Annotated in this window: 15 protein-coding genes; 10 read left to right on the plus strand and 5 right to left on the minus strand. The window is 62.6% G+C overall.

What is annotated here, in order from left to right; translation table 11 throughout:
* Nucleotides 1-2: 2 nt before the first annotated feature.
* Nucleotides 3-1,880: a methyl-accepting chemotaxis protein gene (locus tag BM186_RS17770; protein ID WP_074917053.1), complete on the plus strand. Its 1,878-nt coding sequence runs from the start codon at nucleotides 3-5 to the stop codon at nucleotides 1,878-1,880.
* A 41-nt stretch (nucleotides 1,881-1,921) separates the two neighbouring features.
* On the opposite strand, the gene BM186_RS17775 is transcribed toward BM186_RS17770, so the two are convergent.
* The 3 genes from BM186_RS17775 to purU are packed head-to-tail and all read right to left on the minus strand — an operon-like array spanning nucleotide 1,922 to nucleotide 3,440.
* Nucleotides 1,922-2,101, minus strand: coding sequence for a hypothetical protein (locus BM186_RS17775; RefSeq protein ID WP_074917055.1), 180 nt, complete (start codon nucleotides 2,099-2,101; stop codon nucleotides 1,922-1,924).
* A gap of 16 nt (nucleotides 2,102-2,117) precedes the next feature.
* Nucleotides 2,118-2,543: a CBS domain-containing protein gene (locus tag BM186_RS17780; protein ID WP_017675047.1), complete on the minus strand. Its 426-nt coding sequence runs from the start codon at nucleotides 2,541-2,543 to the stop codon at nucleotides 2,118-2,120.
* Between the two features lie 45 nt (nucleotides 2,544-2,588).
* A complete protein-coding gene (gene purU / locus BM186_RS17785) occupies nucleotides 2,589-3,440 on the minus strand; it encodes a formyltetrahydrofolate deformylase (RefSeq protein WP_017675048.1) in 852 nt (283 codons plus the stop codon).
* Nucleotides 3,441-3,737: 297 nt separating this feature from the next.
* Here purU and mvaT point away from each other — a divergent pair, with 297 nt between their 5' ends.
* Nucleotides 3,738-4,112, plus strand: a complete 375-nt coding sequence (gene mvaT / locus BM186_RS17790) for a histone-like nucleoid-structuring protein MvaT (protein WP_017675049.1) — start codon at nucleotides 3,738-3,740, stop codon at nucleotides 4,110-4,112.
* A 198-nt stretch (nucleotides 4,113-4,310) separates the two neighbouring features.
* Here mvaT and sbcB read toward each other — a convergent pair whose 3' ends face one another.
* The gene (sbcB, locus tag BM186_RS17795) at nucleotides 4,311-5,759 is read right to left on the minus strand and encodes an exodeoxyribonuclease I (protein ID WP_074917057.1); all 1,449 of its coding nucleotides are present in this window, start codon (nucleotides 5,757-5,759) and stop codon (nucleotides 4,311-4,313) included.
* A 183-nt stretch (nucleotides 5,760-5,942) separates the two neighbouring features.
* Between sbcB and BM186_RS17800 the strand changes: the two genes are divergently transcribed.
* From BM186_RS17800 to BM186_RS17835, 8 genes are all read left to right on the plus strand, one after another.
* Nucleotides 5,943-6,701, plus strand: a complete 759-nt coding sequence (locus tag BM186_RS17800) for a DUF975 family protein (protein WP_074917059.1) — start codon at nucleotides 5,943-5,945, stop codon at nucleotides 6,699-6,701.
* 101 nt (nucleotides 6,702-6,802) lie between these two features.
* Nucleotides 6,803-7,528 carry an RDD family protein gene (locus BM186_RS17805; protein WP_074917061.1) on the plus strand — a complete coding sequence of 242 codons (726 nt, stop codon included), beginning with the start codon at nucleotides 6,803-6,805 and terminating at the stop codon, nucleotides 7,526-7,528.
* Nucleotides 7,525-8,505, plus strand: a complete 981-nt coding sequence (locus tag BM186_RS17810; RefSeq protein WP_074917063.1) for a stage II sporulation protein M — start codon at nucleotides 7,525-7,527, stop codon at nucleotides 8,503-8,505. The genes BM186_RS17805 and BM186_RS17810 overlap by 4 nt, the downstream gene beginning before the upstream one ends.
* The gene (locus BM186_RS17815) at nucleotides 8,492-10,078 is read left to right on the plus strand and encodes a DUF4129 domain-containing protein (RefSeq protein ID WP_074917065.1); all 1,587 of its coding nucleotides are present in this window, start codon (nucleotides 8,492-8,494) and stop codon (nucleotides 10,076-10,078) included. Before BM186_RS17810 ends, BM186_RS17815 begins: the two co-directional genes overlap by 14 nt.
* Nucleotides 10,075-11,265 carry a DUF4350 domain-containing protein gene (locus BM186_RS17820; RefSeq protein WP_074917067.1) on the plus strand — a complete coding sequence of 397 codons (1,191 nt, stop codon included), beginning with the start codon at nucleotides 10,075-10,077 and terminating at the stop codon, nucleotides 11,263-11,265. Before BM186_RS17815 ends, BM186_RS17820 begins: the two co-directional genes overlap by 4 nt.
* Nucleotides 11,262-12,296, plus strand: a complete 1,035-nt coding sequence (locus BM186_RS17825; RefSeq protein ID WP_074917069.1) for an AAA family ATPase — start codon at nucleotides 11,262-11,264, stop codon at nucleotides 12,294-12,296. The genes BM186_RS17820 and BM186_RS17825 overlap by 4 nt, the downstream gene beginning before the upstream one ends.
* Nucleotides 12,293-13,624 (plus strand): DUF58 domain-containing protein, encoded by a 1,332-nt coding sequence (locus BM186_RS17830; RefSeq protein ID WP_074917071.1) that lies wholly within the window; start codon nucleotides 12,293-12,295, stop codon nucleotides 13,622-13,624. Before BM186_RS17825 ends, BM186_RS17830 begins: the two co-directional genes overlap by 4 nt.
* Before the next feature lie 243 nt (nucleotides 13,625-13,867).
* Nucleotides 13,868-14,449: a superoxide dismutase gene (locus BM186_RS17835; protein ID WP_003462535.1), complete on the plus strand. Its 582-nt coding sequence runs from the start codon at nucleotides 13,868-13,870 to the stop codon at nucleotides 14,447-14,449.
* Nucleotides 14,450-14,519: 70 nt separating this feature from the next.
* Here the strand turns inward: BM186_RS17835 and BM186_RS17840 are convergent, their stop codons facing one another.
* Entirely contained in the window at nucleotides 14,520-15,164 is a 645-nt protein-coding gene (locus tag BM186_RS17840; RefSeq protein ID WP_074917169.1) for a hypothetical protein, read from the minus strand.

Genomic DNA, 15,164 nt, shown 5'->3' on the forward strand with positions numbered 1-15,164 from the left:
ACATGAGCAAAAACCTGCAGTTCAGCCACAAGATTCTGCTCGCAGCCTCGCTGGTGGTGATTGCCGCCTTCTCGTTATTCACCCTGTACAACGATTACCTGCAGCGCAACGCCATCCGTGAAGACCTGGAAAGCTATCTGCATGAAATGGGCAACGTGACCGCCAGCAACATCCAGAACTGGTTGTCCGGACGCATCCTGTTGGTGGAAAGCGCAGCGCAGTCGATCAGCAACGACAGCGAGCCAGATCGCGTGGTCAAACTGCTGGAGCAGAAGGCGCTGACCTCTTCCTTCGCCTTTACCTATCTGGGCACCGAAAGCGGCGGTTTTACCATGCGCCCGGACGAGCAGATGCCCGCCGACTATGACCCACGCACGCGCCCCTGGTACAAGGACGCCCTGGCCGCTGGCGGCACCACCCTTACCGAGCCTTACGTCGATGCCGCCACCGGTGAGCTGATCATCACCATCGCTACCCCGGCCAGGCCCGCTGGCGTGGTCGGTGGCGACCTCAGCCTGCAGACCCTGGTCAACATCATCAATGCACTGGACTTCGACGGCATCGGCTACGCCTTTCTGGTCAGCGCCGATGGCAAGGTTCTGGTGCACCCGGACAAGAACCTGGTGATGAAGAACCTCAAGGACATCTATCCGCAGGACACCCCGCGCATCAGCAGTGAATTCAGCGAGACGCAGCTCGACGGCAACACCCGTATCCTCACCTTCACCCCGGTCAAGGGCCTGCCCTCGGTCAGCTGGCATATTGGCCTGTCGATCGACAAGGCCAAGGCCTACGCCATGCTCACCGAGTTCCGCGCCTCGGCCATCATCGTCACGGTGATTGCCGTAGTGCTGATCATTGCCCTGCTCGGCCTGCTGATCCGGGTGCTGATGCAACCGCTGACTGCCATGGGCAAAGCCATGTACGACATCGCCCAAGGCGAAGGCGACCTGACCAAGCGTCTGGCTATCCAGTCCAATGACGAATTCGGCGCCCTGGCGCGCTCTTTCAATCAGTTCGTCGAACGTATCCACAGCTCGATCCGTGAAGTGTCATCGGCCACCGTACAGGTCAACGAAGTAGCCAAGCTGGTGGTCAATGCCTCCAACTCCTCGATGGTCAACTCCGACGAACAGGCCAGCCGCACCAACAGCGTGGCAGCTGCCATCAATCAGCTCGGTGCGGCTGCACAGGAAATCGCCCGCAACGCCGCCGACGCCTCGAGCCAGGCATCGGATGCCCGCCATCAGGCAGAAGATGGCGGCAAGGTCGTGCAACAAGCGATCCATTCGATGAGTGAACTGTCGAACAAGATCAGCGACGCCTGCGCCAAGATCGAGATGCTCAACAGCAAGACCGTGGACATCGGCCAGATCCTCGAAGTGATCAAAAGCATCTCCCAGCAGACCAACCTGCTCGCACTCAACGCCGCCATCGAGGCGGCTCGTGCCGGCGAGGCGGGGCGCGGTTTCGCCGTGGTCGCCGACGAGGTGCGCAACCTGGCACACCGGACTCAGGAGTCGGCGCAGGAAATCGAGAAAATGATCGAAGAACTGCAGGTCGGATCACGAGAATCGGTCACCACCATGACCGAGAGCCAGCGCTACAGCGAGGAGAGCGTGGACATCGCCAATCAGGCTGGCGAACGGCTGGGCACGGTGACCGCCCGCATCGGCGAGATCGATGGGATGAACCAGTCGGTGGCCACCGCCACCGAAGAACAGACCTCGGTAATCGAGTCACTGAACATGGACATCATCGAGATCAACACCCTCAACCAGGAGGGCGTGGAAAACCTGCAGGCCACCCTGCGCGCCTGCGGCGATCTGGAGCAGCAGGCCGCACGCCTCAAGCAGATGGTCGACAGCTTCCGAATCTGAAATAGCCAGCAAAAAGAAGGGCGCCACGGCGCCCTTCTTGTTTATCGCTCATGCTCAGGTTTGTCTTCGGCCTGCTCCTGCAGCTGACGCCACAGTTCGGCGGCATCGGCGAATTCGGTCCCGTCCTCTTCGCTCAGGGCATCAGGGTCGTATCGCCTTACGCAGCCTTCACCCAGGGTCGGCGGCGCCTTTGAGGTGGCCTTTTCCAGTGGATCGGTCATGCCGTTCGAACCTCCATCAGCTGACTTCCAGGGAGCCCTGCTCGTGCTGGGCGAACTCTTTCACGGCGCGCAACACGTCGCAACGGCTGATCTGCCCCACCAGACGACCGTGTTCGATTACCGGCAAACGCCGCCGCCGTCCCCGCAGAAAACGCTCGGACAACTCGATGATGTCGGCCTCGGGGGTGACCGTCTCCACCTCGGTGGTCATATAGGTGCTGACTGTCCCGCCGATTGCCTCGTAATAGGCGCCGGAAAGGATGCCACGCAGACAATCACCCTCCGACAGCAGGCCTATCAGGTGGCCTTGGGAATCGACCACCGGCGCACCGGAAATCCGGTGTTCCAGCAATCGATTGATGGCGGTGAACAGATCGGTATCCGACCTGAAGGTCACCAGATGGCGAGTCATGTAGTCGCGCACCTTGATGGACTTGAGCATGGGCGTTCTCCTCTGACGTACATCGAGCCGGCCCACGCAGCAAGATCAGTCGAACACCACCGTCTTGTTGTCGTGCACCAGCACTCGGTCTTCCAAGTGATAGCGTAGCCCACGCGCCAGCACCATCTTCTCCACATCCTTGCCCAGACGCACCATTTCCTCGATATCGTCGCGATGGGTCACGCGCACCACGTCCTGCTCGATGATCGGGCCGGCATCCAACTCCTCGGTGACGTAATGCGACGTGGCGCCGATCAGTTTCACGCCGCGCAGCGAAGCCTGGTGGTAGGGTTTGGCACCGACGAACGACGGCAGGAAGCTGTGATGGATGTTGATCACCCGCTGGGCGAATTCGGCGCACAGCGCCGGTGGCAGAATCTGCATGTAGCGCGCCAGGACGATGACATCGGCCCGATGTTCCTTGACCAGGCGTTCCACCTCGGCGAAGGCCGGGGCCTTGTCCTTGGGATCGACCGGAACATGGAAGTAAGGAATGCCATGCCACTCGACCATGCTGCGCAGATCGTCGTGGTTGGCGATCACGCAGGGAATCTCGCAATCGAGTTCATTGCTGTGCCAACGGTGCAACAGATCGGCCAGGCAATGCGACTCACGACTGGCCATCAGCACCACGCGCTTCTTCTGCGCCGAATCGGTGATACGCCACTCCATGGAGAACTCGCGGGCAATGGGCGAGAACGCCTGCTTGAAGCCATCCAGATCGAACGGCAGCGAGTCGGCACGGATTTCGTGACGCATGAAGAACCAACCACTCTGTGTATCGGAGTGGTGACTGGCTTCGGTAATCCAGCCGTTATAGGTAGCGAGGAAATTACTGACTTTGGCAACGATGCCGACGCGGTCAGGGCAGGAGATGACCAATCTGAACGTGCGCATAACTAAAACCCCAATGGCGGCGCAAAAAGTCGGCCATTCTAACGGCATGCCAACAAAACTGCAGCAGCCATGCGCCTGCACAAGCCCGCGACTGAGCGCCCGGAAAGTGCCCTATTTGCGCGCAGCGAAAACTTCATGGCCTAGTTGCAGTAGCCGATTAAATTTAAGCCTGAGCGACACATAGCGTTGCATTGCACTGCAGTTATTTTGTGGCCTGCTGTTTACTTGCTATAAGTGCATGACTATTATTAGACCACTGTTGACTACCACAGACTTATTCACGCCAAGGTAATGCCCATGTCGCTGATCAACGAATACCGCAACATCGAAGAAAGCATCAAAGAGCTCCAAGAGCGTCTGAAGAACATGTCGCAAGACGACAAGCTGAAGAAAGAGCTGGAATTCGAAGGCAAGCTGCGCACCCTGATGGGCGAATATCAGAAGTCGCTGCGCGACATCATTGCCCTGCTCGATCCTGAAGCCAAAACCGGCAAAGGTGTACGTGCCAGCAAGCCTGTAGCTGCCAAGCGTGCGCGCAAGGTCAAGCAGTACAAGAACCCGCACAGCGGCGAAGTTATCGAAACCAAAGGCGGCAATCACAAAACTCTGAAAGAGTGGAAAGCCAAGTGGGGCGCCGACGTCGTCGAAGGTTGGGCCACTCTGCTGGGCTAATTCCTGAGCGCGACCCAAAACGCCAGCCACGCTGGCGTTTTTTATTGCCGATGTTTTTCAGGCGAAACAGTTTTGGGCAATTGCCTGCATCGGCAATAACGCTGAACGAGCGAAAAGTTCCCGTCCCCTGCATTTTTCTTAACAACACACAGACGCGGCCATCGCCTCTGCGCATCGCTCTGACTGCCTGTTGTCCGCTTAAACGCCAGCAGGACTCACGGCAAAACGCGCCTGCAGCGCCTGCGCATAGGCCTGCCACTGCTGCAGAAGTTGCAACTGGTCCGGGTTGCAGCCCGCACGCAACTGCTCCAACGCCGCGTGAAATTGAGTCAGGGTATTGGGCGCACCAAACTCTGGATCGCTCAAACGCTGTCGGCAGAACTCTTCCCAGCGTTGAGATTCAGCGGTTGACAGGCTGGCAGGGAAATTACGCGCCCGATAACGAAACAATAACTCTGGCAGTCGCGCATCATCGAACGGCCATTTTTTTTCGTTGGCCAATGCGTCGGGTTGAGCACCACGCACCTGTTCACACAAACGACGGTCACGATCCCCGATAAACCCATCGTAAAGCTGTTGCTCAGGGTCGTTACTGCCTGCAAAGGCCTCTTCACGGTAAATGACCGCTAGTTTCTCCTGCCATAGCGGTTGTTGATTCTTCAGCACCTCGACATTGCGCTCACACATCGACCAATCCAGTTGCAGGCGTTGCCGATCTGCCTCGCGCAGCACCGAAAGCGGCGCCACTACCGGGCAGCGATTGATATGCAGCAGCTTCAGCGGCACCGGCCACTCGCCCTCGGCGAGGTCCTCGCGGCGCGTGTAGAGACGACTACGCAGCGTGTCGGCATCCAGATTCAGCAAGGGTGACGGATCGGCCTGCAGGTCACAGACGATCAGCGCATTGCGATTGCGCGGATGCCAGGCCAGCGGCAGCACGGGCGCCAGATAATGACGTGCAGCAGAGAAACGTCCGGAAATGTGCAACAGCGGCTGCAGCAGGCGAATCTGGTCCAGCACTCGCTGCTTGCTGCGCAGCTGGTAGAGAAAGTCGTAAAGCTTTGGCTGTCGGTCACGCAGCAGCCGTGCCAGGCCGATGGTGGCGCGCACGTCGGACAGCGCATCGTGAGCCTGGCCATGGTCGATACCATTGGCCTGGGTCAGGCGCTCCAGTTTGAGCGATACCCGCCCCTCGTCCTCAGGCCACTCGATGCCCTCGGGACGCAACGCATAAGCGGTGCGCACCAGATCGATCAGGTCCCAGCGACTGTTACCGCCCTGCCACTCACGCGCGTAAGGATCGAAGAAGTTGCGATAGAGGCTGTAGCGCGTCACCTCGTCATCGAAGCGCAAGCTGTTGTAGCCGGCGCCACAGGTACCGGGCGCCGAGAGCGCGGCATGCACCCGGGTCATGAACTCGCCCTCGTCGAGCCCCAACTGCTGCAGGTGCTGCGGATCGATGCCGGTCACCAGGCAGGCTGCGGGGTGCGGCAGGATGTCGTCGCTGGGGCGACAGTATATGTTCAGCGCCTCGCCGATCTCGTTCAGCGCCTCATCGGTACGGATACCCGCCACCTGCAGCGGGCGGTCACACCGCGGATTGATACCGGTGGTCTCGTAGTCGTACCAGAAGATGCTGGAAGTCATTGGCGGCTCCGTACCGAACATAAAGTTGTCGGCAGTCTATCATTCACCTCCAGGCTCGCCGTCGCCGGCCAAAGCATGAACCAGCGCACAGCCGTTGCACCGCCAGGCTCGCTGCACTTGTCGGGCGAGAGCCGTAACCACTAGCATTGCCAGTCTCCCCACTCTACTTACAAGGATGCAACCATGAGTGACGCGATCACCCCCAATCCCTATGCCGCTCCCACCAGCGACCTGCAACAGACGCCGTCCAACCAGACACCGAGCATCGAAGAAGCCCTGGCACGCGGTTATGACTTCAGTATCGGCGAACTGCTGAGCGAATCCTGGAGCAAGGTCAAGGGCACCAAAGGCATTATCATCGGTGGTTTCCTGGTGTTCTATGTGGTGCTGCTGGCCGCTACCTTCATCCTCGGCGGCGTTGTCGGCATCTTCGGCGCCCTGAGCGAAAACCTGTTTCTGGTATTCGTCGGCGAGATCCTGATTTCGCTGCTGGCCTCGGCCCTGGCCTACCCCTTCATGGCCGGCATCAACATGGTCGGCATTCGCCGTGCCGCCGACCAGCCGCTGAGCTTCAACGAGATTTTCAGCCACTTCGGGCGCACCGTACCGCTGATCATCACCGCAGTGGTGATGATGCTGCTGATCTACCTCGGCATGATCCTGCTGCTGATTCCCGGCATCTACCTGGCCGTGGCCTATCTGTTGGCCATTCCGCTGGTGGTCGAGCGTGGTCTGTCGCCCTGGCAGGCACTGGAAGCCTCGCGCAAGGCCATCACCCAGCACTGGTTCAAGGTCTTCGGCCTGTTCCTGCTGCTCGGCCTGATCGTCATGGTCAGCGCCATCCCGCTGGGTATCGGTCTGGTGTGGAGCATTCCGTTGATGGTCGTGGCCATGGGTGTGCTGTATCGCACCATCTTTGGCGTACTGCCTGCCGCCCAATAAGGCCAGCCAATAAGTCGACGTGACCGGGCCAGTTCACTGGCCCGGTTGCGTTCGTGGCCCGCTGCTAGCTAGCATCGGGCTTTCCTTGATGCAGTCCGCCGATGTACTCACGCTCAAGCGCAAGCCTTCCGCTCAACCAGCCTCCCCTGGATACTCGCTACCAGGTCGAAACGCCGGAAGGTATCGATCTGCATCTGCGACCGGCCGGGCTGGTGCCGCGCGCCCTGGCGTTCGCCATCGACCTGGCCATTCGTGGCCTGATCCTGATGGTTATGTTCATCGTTCTCGGCCTGCTCGGTCAGTTCGGCATGGGCCTGGGCACCATCCTGCTGTTTCTCGTGACCTGGTGGTACATGGTGCTGTTCGAGGTGTTCAACCAGGGCCGCTCTCCCGGCAAGCAGATGCTCGGCCTGCGCGTGGTGCACGATGACGGTACGCCAATCGGCTGGGCCGCTTCACTGACACGCAACCTGCTGCGTTTCGTCGATATCCTGCCATTTGGCTACACCCTGGGCATCATCAGTTGCCTGAACCACCCGGCGTTCAAGCGCCTCGGCGATATCGCCGCCGGCACCCTGGTGGTCTATCGCGATGCGCCGTTGAGCAAACCGCTGCTCGCCGACGCCGAACCGCTGCCAGCGCCCTTCCCGCTCAGCCTTGACGAACAACGCGCCATTCTTGGTTTTGCCGAACGTGGCAGCCAGCTGTCCGCCGCCCGCAGAGCGGAGCTGGCGGCGCTGCTGGCCGAGCCGCTACAAGTGCCTGCCGAACAGGCCGAACCGCGCCTCAACGGCATCGCCCGTGGCCTGCTGGGGAGCGCATCGTGAAGCAGAGCCTGTTCGAAAGTCGCCATCAGCCGGATTGGGATGCCTTCAACAGCCAGCTCGAAGCCCTTGAGCGCGGCAAGTCCAAAGCACAGAGTTACCATGGCTTCGCCGCCAGATACCGGCAGCTGTGCCAGCATCTGGCCCTGGCTCAGGCACGCGGCTACAGCAGCCACCTGATCGATCAACTGCAGCAGTTGGCCATGCGCGGCCACCAGCAGTTCTATCGCCATCGCAGCCATCTCGGCGCGCAGACGATCCGTTTCCTGTTCGGCGGCTTCCCGCGTCTGGTACGTAGCGAATGGCGCAGTGTATGCGTGGCCAGCCTGCTGTTCTTCGGCAGCCTGGCCCTGATGGGGCTGCTGACCTATCTCTATCCCGAGCTGATCTTCAGTCTGGTCAGCCCCGACCAGGTCAGCGAAATGGAGCACATGTACGATCCCGACGCGCGCCGCCTCGGCCGCTTCAGCGAACGCGGTTCGGGCGACGACTGGGTGATGTTCGGCTTCTACATCATGAACAACATCGGCATCGCCTTTCAGACCTTCGCTAGCGGCCTGCTACTGGGTCTCGGCAGCCTGTTCTTCCTGCTGTTCAACGGCCTGATGATCGGCGCGGTGGCGGGCCACCTGACACGCATCGGCTACGGCGAGCCGTTCTGGTCCTTCGTCATCGGCCATGGCGCCTTCGAGCTGACCGCCATTGCCCTGGCGGGCGCAGCCGGTTTCAAGCTCGGCTGGGCACTGCTCGCCCCCGGCCGTCTGCCCCGTGGCGAGGCCTCGCGCCTGGCTGCAGGCAAGGCGATACAGCTGGTCGCCGGGGTGATCCTGTTCCTGCTGCTGGCCGCCTTCATCGAGGCCTTCTGGTCATCCACCACCTTCGCCAGCCCGAACGTCAAGTACGCCGTCGGTGCCGGGCTCTGGGCGCTGGTGCTGGGTTATCTGCTGCTGGCCGGCCGGAGGCAGCATGCGCCTGACTGAAGCCAGCGTTGCCATCCGCCCGCGCAGCGCCTGGGAAGCCATCGACCTCGGCGTGCTGCTCGCCCGTCGTCACGCCGGCCTGCTGATGGCCAGTTGGGCGCTGGTCACGCTGCCGCTGTTCGCCCTGCTCTGCGCCTTGCTCTGGCAGTACCCGGGCTGGGCCATCTTCGTCTTCTGGTGGCTCAAGCCGGCCTATGAGCGCCTGCCGCTGTATATCCTGTCGCAAGCGCTGTTCGGCAACACACCCTCGCTGAGCCAGGCCCTGCGCGCACTGCCGAAACTGCTATGGCCACAATTGCTGGCCAGCCTGACCTGGCGCCGCCTGAGCCCGACGCGCAGCTTCGATCTACCCGTGCTGCAGCTCGAGGGCCTGGCCGGTCAGGCACGCAGCCAGCGCCTGGTGGTACTCGGTCAGCGCGACAGCGCCGCTGCCACCTGGCTGACGCTGGTCGGCATGCATCTGGAAATTGCCCTGTGGATGGGCCTGGTCGCCCTGTTTTATCTGATGCTGCCACACCAGGTGGAACTGAACTGGACCTGGGAAAGCCTGATCGCCGCCAGCAGCGGCCAGTGGCTGTGGCTGGAACACTTGTCCAACCTGCTTTATGTGCTGCTGCTGATCATCTGGGAACCGGTCTATGTCGCCTGCGGCTTCACCCTTTACCTCAACCGCCGCACCGCCCTGGAAGCCTGGGATATCGAACTGACCTTCCGTCGCCTGCGCCAACGCCTGACCGGCAGCGCCTATGCCCTGCTACTTGGTTGCGCCCTGCTGCTGACTCAGTTGCCCAGCGAAGCCTGGGCCGACCCAGCGCCAGCCGCCAGCGAGGAGGCCAAGCAGGCTGACCCGCAAGGCCCCGACGCCCCACGCCTGCTCCAGCAGCCACTGAGCAGCCAGGCCGCGCGTGAAAGCATCGAAGCCCTGCTCGACGAACCGCCCTTCCAGCACCGCGAAACCGTCACCCGCTGGCGCCTGGGCGAAGAGAAGCCCGCGGAAGAAACCAAACCGGAAGACATCGAAGCCTTCCTCGACATGCTCAAGAACCTGCTCAAACTCGGCGAATGGTGGAAGAGCCTGGATGTCGTCGCGCAAGTCTTCGAAGTATTGCTGTGGGCGGCGCTGACCGCGCTGCTGGCCTTCGTCTTGTGGCGCTACCGCGAGTGGCTGCAGGCCTTTGGCGAACGAATCGGCCTGCCGACGCGGCGACGGCAGGCCGCACCACAGCAGCTGTTCGGGCTCGAACTGGCGCCGGAAACGCTGCCCGCCGATGTCGCCAGCGAAGCTGAGCGGCTCTGGGCCGAACAACCGCGCGCAGCCCTCGGCTTGCTCTATCGCGCCCTGCTCAGCCGCCTGCTACACGAACACCGCCTGCCCCTGAAGCAGTCGCACACCGAAGGCGAAGTGCTGCACCTGGTCGCCGGCCTCGGGCAGCAGAACCTGGAGGACTACAGTCGTCAGCTCACCCTGCATTGGCAGGCCCTGGCCTATGGTCACCGCCTACCTGCCGAATCGCTGCGTCAGGGCCTGTGTCAGGGCTGGCGCAGCCTGTTCGGTCAGGAGCACGCGGCATGAGTCGGCGCGCCGGTTTCATCCTCGCCATCGCCCTGCTGCTGGTACTGGGGCTGCTCGCCAGCTACGTGCTGGGCAAACTCGAATCCTATGAAGACGTGATCGAGCACGGCCCGGCCCCCGAGGTTGCCAGCAGCCCTTACCTGGCTGCCGAGCACTTCCTGCGCATACAGGGCATTGCCGCACGCCGCGCCGAAGGCCTGGATGTGCTCGATGGCCTGCCCAGCGAAGGCCAGACCCTGATGCTGCTGGCCGACCGCGGCAACATGACGCCACGTCAGGTCGAACGCGTGCTGCAATGGACGGCGGGCGGCGGTCACCTGCTGTTCATCGCCGAACGCCTGTGGGACGAAGAGGAAGGCAAGAGCGGCGACCTGCTGCTCGATTTGCTCGGCGTCCAGCAATACATGAGTGACGAGTTGGACGACGAAGAAGCCAGTGAGGCAGAAGCGGAAAACGAGCAGAACGAAGAGCACGAAGCCTACCCGCAACTCACCAAACTCTACCTGGAGAACGAACAGGCCCCGGCCTACATCGCCTTCGACACCGATTTTCACCTGTACGATGCGCAGAACCGTGCGCACGCCTGGGCCAATAGCGATTCTGCCACGCACCTGCTGCAGCTTTACCACGGCGACGGACTGATCACCGTACTGAGCGACCCGTGGATCTGGCAGAACCGCAATATCAACGAGTACGACCATGCCTGGTTGCTCTGGTATCTGAGCCAGGACAGCGCCGTGACCCTGCTTTACCACGCCGACAGCGATGGTCTGGCGCGCCTGCTGCTGCGCCATTTCCCGCTGGCCTTGCTGGTGCTGGCCCTGCTGATCATCGCCACCTTGTGGCACGTTGGCATGCGCCACGGCCCGCTGCAGGCACCGGCCAGCCGAGCACGGCGCCAGCTCGAGGAACACCTGCGTGGCAGTGCCGACTTCCTGCTCCGCCGCAGCGGCCAGCACAGCCTGCTCAAAGGCCTGCAACAAGACATCAACCGCCGCGCACGGCGCCGCCACCCAGGTTTCGACAAGCTCGCCGTCGCCGAGCAGTGGCAGGTTCTCGGTCGCCTGACCCGCCTGCCCGCCAAGGACATCAGCCAGGCCATGCGCCCATTGCCGCCGCAGCGCCTTTCCGCCAGTGACTTCACCCGCCAGGTCGCCCACCTGCAAACCCTCAGGAATGCCCTATGAGCGAGATCCCCGAGAACGACAACCTGCCGGTGCAGGAACCCCCTGCCGCCACGTCGAGCAACCCGCAAGCGCAGCAGCGCCAGCGTGCCAGCCAGTTGGCCCAGGCCCTGCGCGCCGAGCTGCGCAAGGCCGTGATCGGCCAGAGCGCGGTGATCGACGACGTGCTGACCGCGCTGATCGCCGGTGGCCATGTGCTGGTCGAAGGTGTGCCAGGCCTGGGCAAGACCCTGCTGGTGCGCGCGCTGGCGCGCTGCTTTGGCGGCGAGTTCGCACGCATCCAGTTCACCCCGGACCTGATGCCCAGCGATGTCACCGGCCATGCCGTGTACGACATGCAGAGCGAGCAGTTCAAGCTGCGCAAGGGCCCGGTGTTCACCAACCTGCTGCTGGCCGATGAAATCAACCGCGCACCGGCCAAGACCCAGGCCGCCCTGCTGGAAGTGATGCAGGAGCGCCAGGTGACTCTGGAAGGCCGCGCCCTGCCGGTGCAACTACCGTTCATGGTGCTGGCGACCATGAACCCGATCGAGCAGGAAGGCACCTACCCGCTGCCGGAAGCTGAGCTGGACCGCTTCATGCTCAAGCTGCGCATGGATTATCCGCAGCAGGATGAAGAGCTGAACATGGTGCGCCAGGTGACCCGCTCGGCCAAGGCCGACATGCTCGAAGTCAGCCCGCTGCGCACCCTGCTGCAAGCCAAGGATGTGCTGGCCCTGCAGAAGATAGCCAGCGATCTGCCACTGGATGATCAGGTGCTCGATTACGCCGTACGCCTGGCCCGCGCCACCCGCAGCTGGCCGGGCCTGGCCATGGGTGCCGGGCCGCGTGCGTCCATCGCCCTGGTACGCGGCGCCCGTGCTCGCGCGCTGCTGCGCGGTGGCGATTTCGTCCTGCCGGATGACATCAAGAGCTGCGCGCTGGCCGTGCTGCGCCACCGCGTGCGTCTAGCGCCGGAGCTGGATATCGAAGGCCTGTCGGTGGATCAGGTGCTGCAACAGTTGCTCGATCAGGTACCGGCACCGCGCCTATGAAACCTTCGCGCCTGCTCCTCGGGCTGCTCGGCGGCCTGTTCGCCGCTGCCGTGCTGCTCGGCGCCCTGCCCCTGCTCGGCATGCGCCTGGCAGACAGCCTGATGCCAATGACCTGGGGGCTGTTGCTGGCGTTGGCACTGATCGCCGCCGTCGATGCCCTGTGGCTGCGTCGCCAGCACTCGCCGCGTCTGGAGCGCGTGCTGCCCGGCAACCTGCCGCTCGGGCGCTGGAGCGAGGTGCAACTGATCACTCATCACGACTTCACTCAAACCCAGGAAATCGAAGTCTTCGACCATGTGCCTGAAGGCATGGAATTCGATTTCCTGCCGCAACGCATCACCCTGCACCCCGGCCAGCAGACACAAGTCAGCTATCGCCTCAAGCCGCTGGTCCGCGGGCACTTCCATTTCGCCCGGTGCGAGCTGAAGCTGCCCAGCCCGCTGCGTCTGTGGCAGGCCAAGCGCCTGCTGCCGCTGGCTGATGAAAGCCGCGTCTATCCGGATTTCGCGCGCCTCTACGGCGCACAGCTCAAGGCCGTGGATGACTGGCTGAGCCAGCTGGGCGTACGCCAGCGCCCGCGTCGCGGCCTGGGCCTGGAGTTTCACCAGCTGCGCGAGTTTCGTGATGGCGACACCCTGCGCCAGATCGACTGGAAGGCCACTGCCCGCAAGCGCACCCCCATCGCTCGCGAGTACCAGGACGAACGCGACCAGCAGATCGTCTTCCTGCTCGACTGCGGCCGCCGTATGCGCAGCCAGGACGACGAGCTGTCGCACTTCGATCACGCCCTCAACGCCTGCCTGCTGCTCAGCTACGTCGCGCTGCGCCAGGGCGATGCCGTCGGCCTGGCGACCTTCGCCGGCAACCAGTCGCGTTACCTGGCGCCGGTCAAAGGCCCTGCGCAATTGAACGTGCTGCTCAACGCCGTCTATGACCTGGATACCAGCCAGCAACCGGCCGACTTCAGCGCCGCTGCCGACTTGCTGCTGGCGCGTCAGCGCCGCCGCTCGCTGGTGGTGCTGGTGACCAACCTGCGCGACGAAGACGATCAGGACCTGCTCGCGGCCGTGCGTCGCCTCTCGCGCCAGCATCGCGTGCTGATCGCCAGCCTGCGCGAGGAAGCACTGGATCGTCTGCGTCAAACACCCGTGGAGCAATTCGATCAGGCCCTGGCCTACTGTGGCACGCTGGACTACCTCAATGCCCGCGCCGACCTGCACGAACGTCTGGCTGCCCATGAAGTACCGGTGCTCGACGCCCGCCCGGGCGAACTGGGCCCGGAGCTGGTAAGCAGTTATCTGGCCTGGAAGAAAGCCGGCGCACTTTAAAGCCTGTTGGCGTTTCGGCGCGACCGCGCCGAAAGAGGCAACTGCTGGCGCCTGCGGCTGTCGAACCCAATGCTGCAAAGGCCCTGGCACCGGCTTTCCCACACAGATGTTGCGTGGTTATGGCCGTGGTCGGGTGCTATGATCCCGAGTCTGCGGCGCAAAGAGTACAAACTCGACGCCGCCTATAGGCCGCCCGTGATCGGCCTTGCGCATACCGCACACGACCTGAGTAGGAGATAGACCATGGCTTTTGAATTGCCGCCGCTGCCTTACGAAAAGAATGCCCTCGAGCCGCACATTTCCGCCGAGACCCTCGAATTCCACCACGACAAGCACCACAACACCTACGTCGTGAACCTGAACAACCTGGTGCCGGGCACCGAGTTCGAAGGCAAGAGCCTGGAAGAAATCGTCAAGACCTCCTCGGGCGGCATCTTCAACAACGCCGCTCAGGTGTGGAACCACACCTTCTACTGGAACTGCCTGTCGCCGAATGGCGGTGGCCAGCCGACCGGCGCCCTGGCTGACGCCATCAACGCTGCATTCGGCTCCTTCGACAAGTTCAAGGAAGAGTTCAGCAAAGTCTCCATCGGCACCTTCGGTTCCGGCTGGGGCTGGCTGGTGAAGAAAGCTGACGGTTCCCTGGCCCTGGCCAGCACCATCGGCGCTGGCTGCCCGCTGACCAGCGGCGACACGCCGTTGCTGACCTGCGACGTGTGGGAACACGCCTACTACATCGACTACCGCAACCTGCGTCCGAAGTACGTCGAGGCGTTCTGGAACCTGGTCAACTGGGACTTCGTCGCCCAGAACTACGCGGCCTGAATCTCAGCCCCGTAATGCGAAAACCCGGCCTTCAGGCCGGGTTTTTCGTTTCTGCATCACGGCTGCGCGGCTAGAGCAATCTGCGTGGTGAAAACTCCACCCCCTGCTCCTCCACACGGTTGACCGCCTGGCTCAGTACACGGTCGGCACGTACCGGCCCAAGAAACTCGCAGAGCCCGATATAGAGCAGGTTCAGCAGCTTGCGCAGTTGCTCCAGTCCCAGGTTGGCGATACCGTCGCTCCCCCCCTGCTCCAACCAGATACGCAAACGCGTCGACAGCTCGGAACTCACCCCCATACCGGACAGGTTGCCGGCGGCAAAGCGCCTCAGCGCCGCCTGCTGCGCGCCATCTAGTTGCTCCAGCAAGGCCCCGTTCAGGGCCAGAAAGGTCGTTTGCGCGGCGCTATCCGGAGTCGCCACTTGCCTTACGGCCTCATTGCGTCCCTGGCGCCAGGCGGCCAGTTGCTCCCCCGGGTCAGGCAACAGCTGCGAGGGTGGTCCCGTGAGGGCGCCAACCAGCTCGCGATACAGGCGTGCGCGTTCGAGCTTGCGCTCGGTACGCAGCACCACCTCGGCGAGAAATTCATTGAGAGCGAACGGCGGTTGCTCGGCGTACTTGTTTTCCCACAGGGCCAGCAGTGGCCAGACCTCTTCATCCGAAAAGTGTCCGGCCAGGCCGGTGTAGATCGCGCGACGGCGCAGGCTCAATCTCAT

Origin of the sequence: Ectopseudomonas toyotomiensis, from assembly GCF_900115695.1 — a bacterium.
GTDB classification, from domain to species: Bacteria; Pseudomonadota; Gammaproteobacteria; order Pseudomonadales; family Pseudomonadaceae; genus Aquipseudomonas; species Aquipseudomonas toyotomiensis.

Excerpts from the sequence above, each read along its gene's own strand:
- BM186_RS17770 (WP_074917053.1), top strand. The coding sequence starts at position 3 with ATGAGCAAAAACCTGCAGTTCAGCCACAAGATTCTGCTCGCAGCCTCG.
- BM186_RS17775 (WP_074917055.1), bottom strand. The coding sequence starts at position 2,101 with ATGACCGATCCACTGGAAAAGGCCACCTCAAAGGCGCCGCCGACCCTG.
- BM186_RS17780 (WP_017675047.1), bottom strand. The coding sequence starts at position 2,543 with ATGCTCAAGTCCATCAAGGTGCGCGACTACATGACTCGCCATCTGGTG.
- purU (WP_017675048.1), bottom strand. The coding sequence starts at position 3,440 with ATGCGCACGTTCAGATTGGTCATCTCCTGCCCTGACCGCGTCGGCATC.
- mvaT (WP_017675049.1), top strand. The coding sequence starts at position 3,738 with ATGTCGCTGATCAACGAATACCGCAACATCGAAGAAAGCATCAAAGAG.
- sbcB (WP_074917057.1), bottom strand. The coding sequence starts at position 5,759 with ATGACTTCCAGCATCTTCTGGTACGACTACGAGACCACCGGTATCAAT.
- BM186_RS17800 (WP_074917059.1), top strand. The coding sequence starts at position 5,943 with ATGAGTGACGCGATCACCCCCAATCCCTATGCCGCTCCCACCAGCGAC.
- BM186_RS17805 (WP_074917061.1), top strand. The coding sequence starts at position 6,803 with ATGTACTCACGCTCAAGCGCAAGCCTTCCGCTCAACCAGCCTCCCCTG.
- BM186_RS17815 (WP_074917065.1), top strand. The coding sequence starts at position 8,492 with ATGCGCCTGACTGAAGCCAGCGTTGCCATCCGCCCGCGCAGCGCCTGG.
- BM186_RS17820 (WP_074917067.1), top strand. The coding sequence starts at position 10,075 with ATGAGTCGGCGCGCCGGTTTCATCCTCGCCATCGCCCTGCTGCTGGTA.
- BM186_RS17825 (WP_074917069.1), top strand. The coding sequence starts at position 11,262 with ATGAGCGAGATCCCCGAGAACGACAACCTGCCGGTGCAGGAACCCCCT.
- BM186_RS17830 (WP_074917071.1), top strand. The coding sequence starts at position 12,293 with ATGAAACCTTCGCGCCTGCTCCTCGGGCTGCTCGGCGGCCTGTTCGCC.
- BM186_RS17835 (WP_003462535.1), top strand. The coding sequence starts at position 13,868 with ATGGCTTTTGAATTGCCGCCGCTGCCTTACGAAAAGAATGCCCTCGAG.
- BM186_RS17840 (WP_074917169.1), bottom strand. The coding sequence starts at position 15,164 with ATGAGATTGAGCCTGCGCCGTCGCGCGATCTACACCGGCCTGGCCGGA.